Below are 14010 nucleotides of genomic sequence, written 5' to 3'. Positions count from 1 at the left end.
GGGGTGGGGTGAGGCCGGGTCGGCGTAGGGTCGGGCGGTGACGCACGCCGAGAGCTGCGCCGAGCGGATGTCGACCCGGTGGCGGGACGCGATGGGCCGGGCGCTGTACGGGCCGGGCGGGTTCTTCGTCTCCGGCTCCGGCCCGACCGACCACTTCCGCACCAGTGTCCACGCCTCACCGGCGTTCGCCGGCGCGCTGCTGCGCCTGGTCAAGCAGGTCGACGCCGCCCTCGGCCACCCCGAACGGCTCGACGTCGTCGACGTCGGCGCTGGTCGCGGCGAGCTGCTACGGACCCTCGCCACCTTGGCCGCCGCCTCCGACGACACTGCGGGGTTCGCCGCTTCCGGGGGCGCGGTGGGGTCTGACCCTTCCGGGGGCGCCGGGGGCGCGGTGGCCGCTGCATCGCTCGGACCACCGTCCGGCGGGGTCGCTGACCGGGAGCCGCTCGTTCGGCGGTTGCGGCTCACCGCTGTCGAACTCGCCCCCCGACCCGATGACCTGCCCGCCGAGATTGCCTGGTCCGATGAGATCCCCGGTCGGATCACCGGGCTGCTCGTGGCCACCGAGTGGCTCGACAACGTGCCGCTCGACGTGGCGGTGCACACCGGCGGCAGCTGGCGCTATCTGCTGGTCGATCCGTTGACCGGCGAGGAGAGCGTGGGTGGGCAGGTCAGCCCGGCCGACGCCGAGTGGCTGGCGACCTGGTGGCCGGTTCCCGGCGCGGAGCGGGACTCCCCCTCCGACCTCGACTCGGCACTTCTGACCAGCGTGACGAACTCTTGCAGCTCGACCGGGTCGGGTTTCCGGGCAGCCCGGCCGGCGGAGGGATCAAGCCTGACCGCCCGGAGCCGGCCGGGCTGCCCGGAAACCCCCCACAGTGACCACGGGATCGGCGCGCGCGCCGAGATCGGCCGGACCCGGGACGCGGCCTGGGCGGAGGCGGTGCGGAAGGTCGACCGAGGGCTGGCGTTGGCGGTGGACTACGGGCACCTGCGGGAGAACAGGCCGGTGGACGGGACGTTGACCGGGTACCGGGGTGGGCGGCAGGTGCCGCCGGTGCCGGACGGGTCGTGCGACGTGACCGCGCACGTCGCCATCGACTCCGTCGCCTCCGCCGGTGAGCGGGTCGCCCGGTGTGCGTACGCCCTGGGGTCGCAGCGGGAGGGGTTGCGGGCGCTCGGGGCCGACGGCGGCCGACCGCCGCTGAGCCTGGCCGCCAGCGACCCGGCCGGGTACGTGCGGGCGCTGGCCGCCGCGTCGGCGGTGGCCGAGCTGACCGACCCGGCCGGGCTTGGCGGCCACTGGTGGCTGCGGCAACCGGTCGGCATCGACCCGGCGCCGTTCATGGCACGATGACGGGCATGACCACGGACGCCGGCGACCTCCGCGAGCTGACCGTCGGGACCGGGGCGGGCCTGGTGGCGGGCACCCGCGGGGAGCAGCTCGGCACCGACATGGTGCTCAACATCGGGCCGCAGCACCCCTCGACGCACGGCGTGCTCCGGCTGCGGCTGGTGCTCGACGGCGAGCGGGTGGTCTCCGCCGAGCCGATCGTCGGCTACATGCACCGGGGCGCCGAGAAGCTCTTCGAGGTACGCGACTACCGGCAGATCATCGTGCTGGCCAACCGGCACGACTGGCTCTCCGCCTTCGCCAACGAGCTGGGCGTGGTGCTCGCGGTCGAGCGGCTGATGGGCATGGAGGTGCCGGAGCGGGCGACCTGGCTGCGGATGGCCCTCGCGGAGCTGAACCGGGTGCTCAACCACCTGATGTTCCTCGGCTCGTACCCGCTGGAGATCGGCGCGATCACGCCGATGTTCTACGCCTTCCGGGAACGGGAGACCCTCCAGGCGGTGCTGGAGGAGGTTTCCGGCGGCCGGATCCACTACATGTTCAACCGGGTCGGCGGGCTGAAGGAGGAGGTGCCCTCCGGCTGGACCGGCCGGGCCCGCGCCGCGATCGGCGAGGTGCGCCGGCGGCTGCCCGACCTGGACAACCTGATCCGGCGCAACGACATCTTCCTGGCCCGCACCGTCGGCGTCGGGGTGCTGTCGGCCGCGGACGCCGCCGCGTTCGGCGCGTCCGGTCCGGTCGCCCGCGCCTCCGGGCTCGACCTGGACCTGCGCCGGGACGAGCCGTACCTGGCCTACGACCAGCTCGACGTGCCGGTGGTGACGAAGACCGCCGGGGACTGCCACGCCCGCTTCGAGGTGCTGCTCGACCAGGTGTACGCCTCACTCGACCTCGCCGAGCAGTGCCTGGACCGGGTGGACCGGCTGACCGGGCCGGTGAACACCCGGCTGCCGAAGGTGCTCAAGGCGCCCGAGGGGCACACCTACGCCTGGACCGAGAACCCGCTCGGGATCAACGGCTACTACCTGGTGTCCCGGGGCGAGAAGACGCCCTGGCGGCTCAAGCTGCGCACCGCCTCGTACGCGAACGTGCAGGCGCTGGCCACGCTGCTGCCCGGCTGCCTGGTGCCGGACCTGATCGCCATCCTCGGCTCGATGTTCTTCGTGGTCGGCGACATCGACAAGTGACGCAGGACGGCCGGGCCGGCCAGCGCCAGCGGTAAGCGCCAGCGGCCTGTGCCGGCGGTCAGCGCCAGCGGTCGGCGGAGCGGGCGCCGCCGGCGCGGGGTGAGTCGTCCTGCGGCGGGTAGCCGTAGCGCTGCTCCTCGGCGCGCGGCCGCCACCGCTCCGGCTCAGGCTCGGACTGGTAGCCGCGCGACGGCTCGGACTGGTAGCCGCGCGACGGCTCGGACTGGTGGCCGCGTGACGGCTCGGGCTGGTAGCCGCGTGACTCGGGCTGGTGGCCGCGCTGCCGCGGCGGGCGCCACTCGTCCGGCACCGGCACCGGCACCCCGCCGGCCGGCAACGCCGGCCGGTCCTCCGGCTCGGCCCAGCCCTCACGCCACCCCTCGGCGTCGTCCCGGTCGTGGCCCCGCCGGGCGCTCGCCCAGCGGTCCGCCACCCGGTACTCGGTGCCGCCCGCGTCGGCGAGCACCTCCGCGCGCCGTTCCCCGACCCGCACCTCACGGCCGTGCTCGTCGTCGCGCACCGCTGCCCAGCGGTCACCGGCGCGCAGCTGCGACCAGTACTCGCCGCCCTCGGCGTCCTCGTCCGCCTGGTACGACCGGTCGCGCCCGGCCGGCTCGCGCCAACCCGGTTCAGCACCCGCGGCCCAACCGCTGTCGTCCCGCTGATCGGACCAGCCGGGCTCGTCACGCCGGTCGGACCAGCCCCGGTCCTCGCGCTGCCCGGACCGGTCCCGCTCGTCCCGTTGGGCCGACCAGCCACGGTCGTCGTTCCGGTCGCCGTACCCGGACCAGGAACGGCCGTCCGGTTCGGCACCGCCCCACGACCGCTCCTCGCCAGCCGGGGTCCATCCGCCGGCGTAGCCGCCGCCGTAGCGGCTGCCGGAATCGCCGGGCACCCCGGCGGCGCCGTCCACGATGGTGTGCCGGGTGGTGACGTGCACGGTCTCGGTGTGCCGGACCACCCCGAGCGGGCGGGCCGCGGCCTCGGAGCGGCCGTCGGGTTCCGCCGGCCGGGCCGCGCCGTACACCCCGGTGCTCGGCCGCTCGCCGCCGCCGTACACCCCGCCCGAGGAGCCGTACCGGGCGGCCGGCTGCGGCCGGCGGGCTTCCTCGTCGTCGCGTGCCGGCTGCCCCCAGCGCGGCGCCGCCTCGTCCGGTACGCGGCCCCGGGCGGCGGCCGGCTCCTCCGCCGGCTCGGCGGCGGGCACCCGGGCGCGGCCGGCGCCCGCCTGGTCGTCACCGGCCAGCGCGGCGCTGCTGGCGTCGAGTCGCCGGCGCAACGCGGCGACCGCCTCCTGGGCCCGCTGGGCGTGGTCGAGCGCCTGGTTGCCGCGCTGGGCCGCGGCCACGATCTCGCCGCGCAGCTCGCGCCGCAGCTGCTCGATCTCCTCCAGCAGCTCCTCGGTGTCGCCGTGGCCGCCGCCGTCGGGGCGCAACGCGATCGACAGGCCGATCAGCACCACGGCCAGGATGGCCAGCACGGCGGCGAACCGCAGCGGCCCGTTGCCGTCGGCGACCAGCAGGATCAACGCCGCCACCGGCGCCAGCGCCACACCGATCCAGAACAGGGCGGTGAGCAGGGGTGGATTGCGCTTGTCGGCGGCGGCGACCGGGGCTGACATGGGTGTGCAGCCTACCGAGAGTTGCCGTGCCTGGGAACGGTCCGAGGCATCCCCGGCCGGGCTTTACCGGGCGTTGACCCGTGGTTAACAGGAGCGACGATGGCCGTGCGCCCGGAGCGCGGCGGCGAGAGGTACGCCGCCGCACTCCGGATCGAGCCCTCAGCCGGTGGCCAGCGCCCCGTCGGAGGAGAAGACCAGCCCGACGCTGGCGGCGCCCGTCTTCAGCGCGTTCTTGGTCTGCGGACCGCCCGCGTCGAGCGAGCTGAACGAGCCGGCCTTGAAGTCGTAGACCTCGACCAGCCCGGCCTGGCACTTCGGCCGCTGCGGGCACTCCGGCGGGCCGGCCAGCACGGTGGCCTGACCGGAGCACTTCGCGGCCAGGTCGGACAGGGTGCTGACGCCGTACTTGTCGGCGAACGCCTTGGTGACCGCGAAGGCGTTCTGGTCCTGCGCGGCCGACGGCGCGCCGAAGGCGATGCCCACCTTGTCACCGGCCGCCTTCAGCGCGGTGACCGTCTTGTCCAGCTCCGGGGAGGAGACCGGCTGGGCGTTCTGCCCGTTGGCCTTGGTGTTGAGGAACTCGGCCATGGTCGCCGCGTACTCCGGGACGACCTGGATCTCGCCCTTCTCCAGAGCCGGCTCGTAGAGCTCCCGGCTGCCGATCTGCTGCACCCGGACCTGGTAGCCGGCGGCGGTCAGCGTGATCTTGTAGAGCTCGGCCAGGGTCTGGCTCTCGCTGAAGTTGCCGGCCCCGACCACGATCTGCCCGCCCGGGCCCTTGGCGATGCCGGCGGTGAGGTCGTTCGCGGTGGCGAACTCCTTGGCCGCCACCTCGGGCGTCTTACGGTCCACGTCGACGGCCTTGTTGAGCTGGATCAGCTTCGGCGTGTCGAGCGCGGCGGAGACCTTGTCGAGCGCCGCCACCAGCTGCGGGGTGGCCACGTCGACGTTGACCGCCGGGATGACGTTGTCGGTGTTCTGGAGCTTCTTGTCGTCGTCGAGGACGACGAGCTGGTCGCCGGCGACGGGGGCGCAGCCGGCCCCGGTGGCGCCCTGCTGGGGCGCGTCGGTGCCGGAGGAGCCCGCGTCGCCGCATCCGGTCAGCAACCCGGCCGCCGCGAGGGCGCCGACCGCCCCCACCGCCAAGCGTGTACGTGCGCGCATGATGCCCGCCTTCCGTGTCCCGGCGCGACCCGGGTCGGGCCGGCCGCGTGTCCGACGGGCGACTGCTTCGTCGATCGCCCGCGTTTCCACCCAACATCTTCCGCGCGGGTCCGACAACTTCGAGCGACGTTCGTCACCGGATCGTCACCCCGAGGGCCGGCACCGCCGATCCGTGCCCCGGCCGGCCGGTTCGGAAGGGCCGCCGCTGGTCAGCGGTGGGACCGGCGGATCAGCCACCGGCGACCGCGTCGGCCGCCCGCCGGCTCGCCCGGCGGCGGGCCGGGCGCAGCGGTCGCGGGGTCACCAGCCGCTCGACCACGGCCAGCACCAGCTCCACCAGCACCGCGAGGCCGGCCACCAGGACGCCCCCGGCCAGGATCTGCCCGCCGCCGGCGGCGATGTCGAGCCCGAACCCGGCGCGGATGATCTGGCCCAGCCCGCCGCCGTTGACGAAGGAGGCCAGCGCCGCGGTGGCCACCACCTGCACCGCGGCCGTGCGGAAACCCGCCGCGAGGTAGGGCACGGCCAGCGGCAGCTCGACCCGGCGCAGCAACTGCCAGCCGGAGAAGCCCATGCCGCGCGCCGCGTCCCGGGCCTCCGGGTCGGCCTGCCGCACCCCGGTGTACGCGTTGGCCAGCAGCGGCGGCACCGCGAAGACGGCCAGCGCCACCACCACCGCGGGGCGGCCGAAGCCGAGGAAGGTCAGCGGCAGGATGGTCAGCAGGGCGAGCGTCGGCACGGCGAGTGTGAGGTTGGCCACCAGCACGACGAGGCCACCGCCGCGGCCGGTGTGCCCCAGCCAGAGCCCGATCGGCCAGGCCACCAGGCAGCCCAGCGCCACGGCGGCGGCCGACATCGACAGGTGTTCGCCGAGCCGGTCCAGGATGCCGCCGGGGTTCGTCCAGTTCAGCGGGTCGTTGAGCCACACCAGGGCCGCCTCGACCGGGTTCACCGTCGTCCCCTTTCACGGGCCGGGCTGCCGGGCCGGGCGGTCACGCGGCCCGCCCGCGCCGCAGCCAGGGGGTGAGCAGCCGACCCACCCCGGCGAGGAGCAGGTCCAGCACCAGGGCGAGCAGGACGCAGAGCAGCGTCCCGGTCATGATCTGCGCCTTGTAGAAGTTGTTCTGGAAGCCGGCGAAGATGAGCTGCCCGAGGCCGCCGCGACCGATCACCACGCCGACGGTGACCAGGGCCACCGTGGAGACCGTGGCCAGCCGCAGTCCGGTGAGGATGCCGGGCAGGGCCAGCGGCAGCTCGATCCGGAACAGCCGGCCCCACCGGCCGTAGCCCATCCCCTCGGCGGCCTCGCGGACCTCGGGCGGCACCTGGTTGAGCCCGGCGATCGCGTTGCGCACGATCACCAGCAGCGCGTACAGCACCACCACACTGAGCACGGTGATCGCGCCGATGCCCAGATAGGGCGCGAGGAAGGCGAAGAGCGCCAGCGACGGGATGGTGTAGAGCACGCCGGTGAGTGCGAGAATCGGCCCGGCGAGCCGGCGGAACCAGTACGCGGCCACCGCCAGCGGCAGCGCGACCAGGGCGGCGATCAGCACCGCGCGGGCGGTCAGCGAGGCGTGCTCCCGCACCGCGGCGAGGATCGTGTCAGAGTTGTCCCGCACGTACTGCCAGGAGAACCACGGGTTACCCGGGTCGGCCCGGTAGCTCAGGCGGAAGGACATACGTGGACGTTACCCCGGAGAGCACCGGCGAGCCGCGCGCGGCGTCGATCACCCTGGAGGGCATCCGCAAGCGCTACCCGGACGGCACCGAGGCGGTCCGCGAGCTCAGCCTGGACATCAAGGCCGGTGAACTGGTGGTGCTGATCGGCCCGTCGGGCTGCGGCAAGTCCACCGTGCTGCGGATGATCAACCGGCTGGTCGAGCCGACCGGCGGCCGGATCCTGCTCGGCGACGAGGACGTGACCCGGGCGGACCCGGTCCGGCTGCGCCGGCGGATCGGCTACGTCATCCAGAACGTCGGCCTCTTTCCACACCAGACGGTCAGCGCCAACGTCGCCACCGTGCCCCGGCTGCTCGGCTGGCCCCGGGAGCGCAGCCGGCGCCGGGTCGACGAACTGCTGGAGCTGGTCGGGCTGGATCCGGCGCAGTTCGGCCGGCGCTATCCGCACGAGCTCTCCGGCGGGCAGCGGCAGCGGGTCGGGGTGGCCCGGGCGCTGGCCGCCGACCCGGTGGTGCTGCTGATGGACGAGCCGTTCTCGGCCGTCGACCCGATCGTGCGGAGCCGGTTGCAGGAGGAGTTCCTGCGGTTGCAGGCCGAGGTGCGCAAGACGATCGTGCTGGTCACCCACGACCTGGACGAGGCGGTCCGGCTCGGCGACCGGATCGCGGTGCTCTCCGAGGGCGGTCACCTGGAGCAGTACGACACCCCGGCGGCCCTGCTCGGCGCGCCCGCCACGCCGTTCGTCCGGGAGTTCGTCGGCGCCGACCGGGGCATCCGCCGGCTGGTGGTCACGCCGGTCACCCGGGAGATGCTGGCGCCGCTGGCCGACGCGCCCGCCGACCTGCCGGCGGTCCCGCTCGGCGGTCCGGCGTACGACGCGCTCGCGGTGATGCTCACCGCGACGGCCGACCGGGTGCTGGTCACCGACGAGGGGCGGCCGGTCGGCGTGCTCAGCCGGGCCGACCTGCTCGACGCCGGCCGGTCCGACCGCTGAGACCCGCACCCGGGCGGCGACCCGTCCCGACCGGCGGCGACGGCCACCGGGGCGGGTGACGACCGACCGCGCCCGGGCTCAGGCCCGTCCGCCCAGGCTGGCCGTGCCCACGATCCAGCCGGCGAGGAAGCCGTACGAGGCGCCGGTGCCGGCGGCCTGGAGCGCGGCGAGCAGTGTCGGGTCCGGGCCGAGGAACGCCGCGAGCAGCGACGCCAGGCCGCCGGCCAGGACGTACGCGGCCCAGCCGGAGAAGAACTGGCTGACCGAACCCTGCACCCGGGCCACCTGGGCGGCGGGCAGCAGGTAGAGGAAGGTCGCCGCGAGCACCACCAGCAGCACCGCGCGCAGGTTGCCGGCGAGCAGCCCGCCGTCCTCGCCGGAGAAGCGCCAGGCGGGCCAGCCGAGCAGCCGCAGGAACCAGCCGCCGGCCGAGTTCGGGTCGGTGTGGTCCTGTGCCCAGCCCACGTACGCCGGACTGCCGCAGACCGCGACCAGGACGAGGGCGGCCAGCGCGCCGGTGCCCGCCGCGGTGCCGTAACGGCCGATGCGGCGCGGTCGGTTGGTGAGGGCCATCGGCGGGTCAGCTCCCGGCGGGCCACTCGGCGGGCGCCGGCGTCACTTCGGGTGCTTCATCAGGTAGTCGATGAAGGCGGCCCGTAGCAGCGGCTCCGCCTCGTCGTAGCCGTGGCCGGTCAGCTCGCGCCACAGCGCGTTGGCCTCGTCGATGATCGGCCCGATCGAGTTCGGCGCCCCGTCCAGCGCGGCGGCCTCGTCCGCGTTCGGCAGGTGGCGCAGCACCGACCAGAAGAACCCCACGTCCCGGCGGTCCCGGGCGACCTCGAACGCGCGCTCCCGCAACTCCTCAGTGGACAGCGCGTCGAGCGCGGCGAACGACGGGTCGGCCCCGGGGGTCGATGGTGTGTCGGTCATGCCGCCGAGCCTAACCGCCGAGATCAGCCGGGGCCTGGTGGACGCGGCAGGCCCGTTCGGCGGTCCTCACCGGCCGCTGTCGTCCCACCGACGGGGTCCGGTGTCCCACTGCGGGGAGCTCCACGGGTCGGCCGGGCTCTCGGTGGTCTGCGTGGGCAGGGTGGGCGGCCAGGTGTCGGCGGGGTCCGACCGGGTCATCGTCCAGCCGGTGCTGATCCGGCCGTCCCCGCTCGGCGCCGACTCCGCCGCGGTGCCCGCCGCCGGCCGCCCGTACGTCTCGACCAGCCGGGTGACCACCAGCCCGACGCCGAGCGCGGCCCCGCCGACCGCCCACCGGCTCACCGTCCAGCCGCTGGCCTGCGCGTAGCTGAGCACGAGGGTCACCAGGCAGACCGCCAGCAGGGTGCCGAAGACGCCGCCGCGCCGGCCGTACCCGCTGGTCCCGGCGAGCAGCGCGGCGCCCACCGCCAGCACCGTCCAGTCCAGCCCGGGCGTGGGCGCCACCGGACCGCCCCCACCGGCGGCCACCAGCACCCCGGCGAGCATGGCCAGCACGGTGGAGCCGATCAGGGCCCCGGCGGCGACGAACGCGGCCACCGCACCCCGGCGGCGGGCCGGATCGGCGACCGGACGGAACCGGCCGACCAGGCGGCGGACCGGTCGGGCCGCCCCGAGCAGGCCACCGAGCACGGCGACCGCGGCGAACCCGGCGAAGAGCTGGGTCGCGCCGCTGTTCGGGTCGTACTCCCCCTGCACCAGCACCGGCGCCGAGCGTTGCTCGATGTACACGATCACGCCGGCCGCGCCGGCGAGGCTCGCCGCCCAGGCCGGCACGTGCAGCACCACCACGGCCAGCGCCAGTGCCAGCCCGCCGAGGGCGGCCACCGCGGCGGCCGGAGCCACGGCGTTCACCACGCCCCGGTCGCCCTGCTCGGCCACGTGCAGGGCGGCGGCCACCGCCACCGGGCCGACGGTCAGGTTGACCACGGCGGTACGCAGGCTCAGCCCGGCGGCCAGCGCCAGCAGGCCGAGGGTGACCGCGGCGACCAGCAGCGACCGCAGCCCGCTGCCGCGCAGCGTCTCGGGGCTCTCCCGCCACAGCAGGTAACCCACCACGCCCACGGCGATCAGCAGCAGCGCCTCCCAGAGCAGGTGCACGCCGATCCGGTCCCGGCCGGGCTCGCCGTGCGCGGGGTCGTCGAAGACGTTCTCCAGGACGGATGCCGGTACCCCGGACGAGGGCTCGAGCGACCCGTCGCGCCCCGGTTCGTCGTACCCCATCAACGCCTCCCACCCTGGCCGGTCGTCCAGGTCCGACGCGCGGGCGGACCGGGGCGGCCGTTGCTCTCCGGTCGCCAGGCACGGTACCTGCGCAGGGAGTCCCGCGTAACCCCTCGATCAGCGCGGGCCGGGGCGGGTGTCCCGGTCGCCGGGCTCGCGGTCCTCGTCGTCCTGCTGCTCGGGTACCCGGCAGGAGCGTTCCAGCCAGAGCGCGGCGGCGACCAGGGCGAGCGAGGCGAGCAGCCCGGCGCCGGCGGCCGGTCGGTCCTCGGTGGCGGCCCGGGTGTTCTCCACGAAGAGCCAGCCGGTCAGCCCGGCGTAGCCGCCGGCGAAGATGGCGCCGGCCAGCGAGGACGCCTTGGCCAGCACCACGAACCGGGCGACCATCAGCGGGTTGACCGGGTCGCGGCCGGGGCGGCGCTCGATCCGCCCCCGGGTGTTGATCGCGGCGTACGCCTCCAGCACGGCGAGCCCGGCCAGGGTGACCACCGGCAACCAGGGCAGCCGGGGCAGGCCGCTGTAGTAGAGGCCGCTGATCAGCAGCCAGGCCGCCGCCGCGGCGGCGAGCGCGGCCACCACCAGGGTGGAGATCCGGGTCGGACCCATCCGTGACCGGCCGGGCCCCGGCCCCCCGGGTGGTCGGGACTGCGCCCGGCTCATGCCGGCACTCCGCTTCGCTGCGTGCCGCCACGAGGCACCACCGCGCCGAGCCGATGATTCGCTCGCTGGCGCTCGCTCATGGCGTCGACTCTATCGCCAGTTCCGGCCGGGGACGCAGATCCAGGGCGTCGGCGGCGGCCGGCCCGGTGGTAAGCAGGTCGGTCAGCCAGCCGTGGCCGGGCAGCCGGCCGTACGGCTGGATGTCGATCCACGGTCGCAGCACGAACGCCCGCAGGTGCGCCCGGGGGTGCGGCAGGGTGAGCTCGGGATCGTCGCTGACCACCGGCTCGTCGTCGTCGGTCCAGACGGCGATGACGTCGACGTCGAGGGTGCGCGGGCCGAACCGGCGGGCCGGGTCGCGGGTGCGCCCGGCGACCCGCTCGGCGGCACGGGCCCGCTCCAGCCAGTCCCGTGGGGTCGCCGCCGGGTCCGCGGCCAGCAGCACCGCGTTGAGGTACGCGGGCTGGTCGGTGTCGCCCCACGGCGGCGTCTCGTACACCCCGGACACCACCAGCACGCTGTCGCCGAGCGCGTGCACGGCCGAGCGCAGGTGGTCGAGCCGGTCACCGAGGTTGCTGCCCAGCGAGAGGACGGCCCGGGTCACCGGGCACGCGTCCGGGTCATGGTGACGGCCACGTCGCTGAAGGCGTGCGGCACCGGCGCCTCGGGCTTGTGCACGGTGACCGTCGCGGTGACCACCCGGGGGTCGGCCAGGCAGACCGCCAGCAGCCGGTCGGCGAGCGTCTCGATCAGGTTGACCGGCTCCCCGGTCACCACCGCGACCAGCCGCTCGGCCAGCTCGCCGTAGTGGACGGTGTCGGTCACCTCGTCGGAGCGGGCGGCGGGCGCCAGGTCCATTTCCAGCACGGCGTCGACGACGAAGTCCTGGCCCTGCTCGCGCTCGAAGTCGTACACCCCGTGCCGACCGTGCGCCCGCAGGCCGGTCAGCTCGATCCGGTCGGTCACCAGTCCCCTCCTCCGCTCGGCACCGGCCCGGTGGCGGCGAGCCGGGGCCGGCCGGTGGCCTGCCAGACCGCCAGCGCGTCCACGGTGCCCCGCACGTCGTGCACCCGGACCCCCCAGGCGCCGGACGCCACCGCGAGCACGCTGGTGGCGATGGTGGCCGCCTCCCGGCCGTCGGTCGGCCGGGGGGTGCCGTCCGGACCGGCCAGCAGCCGGCCGAGGTACGACTTGCGGCTCGACCCGAACAGCAGCGGGAAGCCGAGTTCGAGCAGCTCGGTCAGGCGGGCGCTGAGTTCCCAGTTGTGGGTGGCGGTCTTGGCGAAGCCGAGCCCGGGGTCGATCACGATCCGGTCGGCGGCGACGCCGGCCCGCATCGCCTCGTCGACCCGCTGGCCCAGCTCGGCGCGGACGTCGGCCACCACGTCGGTGTAGCTGGCCAGCTCCCGCATCCCCCGGGAGTGGCCGCGCCAGTGCATCAGCACCCAGGGGCAGCCGGCCTCCCGGACCACCCGGGCCATGTCCGGGTCGGCGAGACCGCCGGAGACGTCGTTGACCACCGCCGCGCCGGCCGCGAGCGCCGCCTCGGCCACCCGGGCCCGGCTGGTGTCGATGCTGGTCGGCACGCCCGCCGCGGCCAACTCCCGGATCACCGGGAGGACCCGGGCCGCCTCGGTCTCCGCGTCCACCCGGTCGGCGCCGGGCCGGGTCGACTCGCCGCCGACGTCCACCAGGTGGGCGCCGTCGGCGCGCAGCCGCACGCCGTGTCCGACGGCGGCGTCCAGGTCGGCGTACCGTCCGCCGTCGGAGAAGGAATCGGGCGTGACGTTGAGGACGCCCATCACCACCGGGGCCGGGGCCCGTACCAGATCGGTCACGGCTTGACGGTACCGGTCCGCCGAACGGCCCGGGCGGGCCCGGGTCGGCCGTCCGTACGACACCCCTGACATGGGCATTGGAACAGGTGTACGATCGGTCGTCCGGGCCGGATCGGGCAGCCTCTTCGCGGCTTGTCGCAAAGGGGGGCGGCCCGTACGCTTTGGAATTGCCCAGCATCGAGATGGCGAAGCCTGGAGGGAGGGCCGAAGCGGGAAATATCCGGCCAAAGCTCACCACTCTCCGTGGTGAGCAACGAACGCAGGGTCCCGCACGCTGCGCACAAGCACCGTTCCCGCCCAGGCACGTCTACTGCACCGCCGCGGCGCCGCCGGCCGCGACATGGGGAGGTACCAGTGATCGCCATCGAGCTGATGGAGACGGCGTCCTCGACCGCCGCCCACCTGCTCTCCACCCTGGCGTCGACTCCACTCGCCGAGCCGGCGCCGAAGGGCATCGACACCGAGGGTGTCGTCACCTTCTTCGCCAGCAAGATCGCGCCGATCCTGCTCGCCGTCCTGGGCGTCATCTTCATCGGCCGGGCCAGCCGCGGCGAGATCTCCAAGGTGCTGACCAGTTCCGCGATCGCCATCGTCGGCCTGGCGTTCATCGCCGGAGCGGCCACGCTGTTCTTCATCGGCGACTACCTGATCGACCTGATCTTCGAATAGGCGCGGGCTCGACATGCGGCTGCGCACCGACGACGACATCTACCGGGCTCGCCTGGTCTACCTCGGGCCGCCCGGCTACACCCTTCCGGTCCACCTCCCGTACGCCCAGTACGGGCTGTTCATGCTGCTCGTCCCCCTCTACATGTTCATCCACTGGCTGTTCACGCTGAAGGTGGAGCTCTTCCCGGCCTGGGAGATCGCGCTCGCCATCGTGACCACCTCGTTCGTCTTCCGGTACGTCGACCCGGACCGGCCGGCGCGGATGGTGATCCGCACCGCGCTGACCGACTGGCGGCGCACCCGGGAGCCGGCCACCGAGCAGCGCGATCCCCGCCTGGTCGGCAGCCGGATCAGGATCCGGGAGGAACTGGCATGACCGGGCAGTCGTACGACGCGGGTGAGGCGATCGCATGAGCCGCTCTTCCACGCCGGGTTCCCCGGCCGGGCGTCCGGCCGCCCCACCCGGTAACCGTGCGCGATCGTTCGACTACGCGGACGACCGCGAGCCGGACGAGGCCGCCCTCGACCCGGCGCTGGTGCCCGCCCCGGGCCACGGCGGGGTGGGCGTCTTCCAGGCGCCCCGCCCCGTGCAGCGCCGGGCCGCCACCGAGCCCGCCTCCGCACCGTCC

17 protein-coding genes are annotated in these 14010 nt (G+C 74.9%); 6 read left to right on the top strand and 11 right to left on the bottom strand.

Going from position 1 to position 14010, the window contains the following annotated elements:
• The first annotated feature begins 37 nt into the window (after positions 1–37).
• Together DLJ47_RS05895 and DLJ47_RS05890 are read left to right on the top strand one after the other, a co-directional pair.
• Positions 38–1357 carry an SAM-dependent methyltransferase gene (locus DLJ47_RS05895; RefSeq protein ID WP_233257678.1) on the top strand — a complete coding sequence of 440 codons (1320 nt, stop codon included), beginning with the start codon at positions 38–40 and terminating at the stop codon, positions 1355–1357.
• Positions 1354–2541 (top strand): NADH-quinone oxidoreductase subunit D, encoded by a 1188-nt coding sequence (locus tag DLJ47_RS05890; protein ID WP_199235716.1) that lies wholly within the window; start codon positions 1354–1356, stop codon positions 2539–2541. The genes DLJ47_RS05895 and DLJ47_RS05890 overlap by 4 nt, the downstream gene beginning before the upstream one ends.
• A gap of 58 nt (positions 2542–2599) precedes the next feature.
• Here DLJ47_RS05890 and DLJ47_RS05885 read toward each other — a convergent pair whose 3' ends face one another.
• The 4 genes from DLJ47_RS05885 to DLJ47_RS05870 all read right to left on the bottom strand — a co-directional run bounded on the left by DLJ47_RS05885 (position 2600) and on the right by DLJ47_RS05870 (position 7008).
• Entirely contained in the window at positions 2600–4162 is a 1563-nt protein-coding gene (locus DLJ47_RS05885) for a hypothetical protein (protein ID WP_233257677.1), read from the bottom strand.
• Positions 4163–4321: 159 nt separating this feature from the next.
• A complete protein-coding gene (locus tag DLJ47_RS05880; RefSeq protein WP_109899063.1) occupies positions 4322–5326 on the bottom strand; it encodes a glycine betaine ABC transporter substrate-binding protein in 1005 nt (334 codons plus the stop codon).
• Positions 5327–5555: 229 nt separating this feature from the next.
• Positions 5556–6278 (bottom strand): ABC transporter permease, encoded by a 723-nt coding sequence (locus DLJ47_RS05875; protein WP_088996406.1) that lies wholly within the window; start codon positions 6276–6278, stop codon positions 5556–5558.
• A 40-nt stretch (positions 6279–6318) separates the two neighbouring features.
• Complete coding sequence (locus DLJ47_RS05870) at positions 6319–7008, bottom strand: ABC transporter permease (protein ID WP_109899062.1); 690 nt, start codon at positions 7006–7008, stop codon at positions 6319–6321.
• Positions 7009–7010: 2 nt separating this feature from the next.
• Between DLJ47_RS05870 and DLJ47_RS05865 the strand changes: the two genes are divergently transcribed.
• On the top strand, positions 7011–8003 hold the full coding sequence (locus tag DLJ47_RS05865; RefSeq protein ID WP_109899061.1) for an ABC transporter ATP-binding protein: 993 nt from the start codon (positions 7011–7013) through the stop codon (positions 8001–8003).
• Between the two features lie 78 nt (positions 8004–8081).
• Here the strand turns inward: DLJ47_RS05865 and DLJ47_RS05860 are convergent, their stop codons facing one another.
• The 7 genes from DLJ47_RS05860 to folP all read right to left on the bottom strand — a co-directional run bounded on the left by DLJ47_RS05860 (position 8082) and on the right by folP (position 12712).
• On the bottom strand, positions 8082–8576 hold the full coding sequence (locus tag DLJ47_RS05860; RefSeq protein ID WP_109899060.1) for a hypothetical protein: 495 nt from the start codon (positions 8574–8576) through the stop codon (positions 8082–8084).
• Between the two features lie 42 nt (positions 8577–8618).
• Positions 8619–8933 (bottom strand): hypothetical protein, encoded by a 315-nt coding sequence (locus DLJ47_RS05855; RefSeq protein WP_088996410.1) that lies wholly within the window; start codon positions 8931–8933, stop codon positions 8619–8621.
• A gap of 66 nt (positions 8934–8999) precedes the next feature.
• The gene (locus DLJ47_RS05850; RefSeq protein ID WP_109899059.1) at positions 9000–10214 is read right to left on the bottom strand and encodes an ABC transporter permease; all 1215 of its coding nucleotides are present in this window, start codon (positions 10212–10214) and stop codon (positions 9000–9002) included.
• A gap of 117 nt (positions 10215–10331) precedes the next feature.
• Entirely contained in the window at positions 10332–10874 is a 543-nt protein-coding gene (locus tag DLJ47_RS05845; protein ID WP_109899058.1) for a DUF3180 domain-containing protein, read from the bottom strand.
• Positions 10875–10950: 76 nt separating this feature from the next.
• Positions 10951–11478, bottom strand: a complete 528-nt coding sequence (folK, locus tag DLJ47_RS05840) for a 2-amino-4-hydroxy-6-hydroxymethyldihydropteridine diphosphokinase (protein WP_109899057.1) — start codon at positions 11476–11478, stop codon at positions 10951–10953.
• Positions 11475–11840: a dihydroneopterin aldolase gene (gene folB, locus DLJ47_RS05835; protein ID WP_109899056.1), complete on the bottom strand. Its 366-nt coding sequence runs from the start codon at positions 11838–11840 to the stop codon at positions 11475–11477. Before folB ends, folK begins: the two co-directional genes overlap by 4 nt.
• Positions 11837–12712: a dihydropteroate synthase gene (gene folP / locus DLJ47_RS05830; protein WP_109899065.1), complete on the bottom strand. Its 876-nt coding sequence runs from the start codon at positions 12710–12712 to the stop codon at positions 11837–11839. Before folP ends, folB begins: the two co-directional genes overlap by 4 nt.
• Positions 12713–13066: 354 nt before the next feature.
• Here folP and DLJ47_RS05825 point away from each other — a divergent pair, with 354 nt between their 5' ends.
• From DLJ47_RS05825 to DLJ47_RS05815, 3 genes are all read left to right on the top strand, one after another.
• A complete protein-coding gene (locus DLJ47_RS05825) occupies positions 13067–13381 on the top strand; it encodes a hypothetical protein (protein ID WP_088996416.1) in 315 nt (104 codons plus the stop codon).
• 13 nt (positions 13382–13394) lie between these two features.
• Positions 13395–13757, top strand: coding sequence for a hypothetical protein (locus DLJ47_RS05820; RefSeq protein ID WP_088996417.1), 363 nt, complete (start codon positions 13395–13397; stop codon positions 13755–13757).
• Between the two features lie 34 nt (positions 13758–13791).
• The coding region (locus DLJ47_RS05815; RefSeq protein ID WP_146228032.1) for a hypothetical protein at positions 13792–14010 on the top strand (219 nt) is incomplete at its 3' end.

The sequence above is a fragment of the Micromonospora sp. S4605 genome, from assembly GCF_003176715.1.
Taxonomy (GTDB): domain Bacteria; phylum Actinomycetota; class Actinomycetes; order Mycobacteriales; family Micromonosporaceae; genus Micromonospora; species Micromonospora echinaurantiaca.
This window is presented reverse-complemented; position numbering and strand designations above follow the sequence as displayed.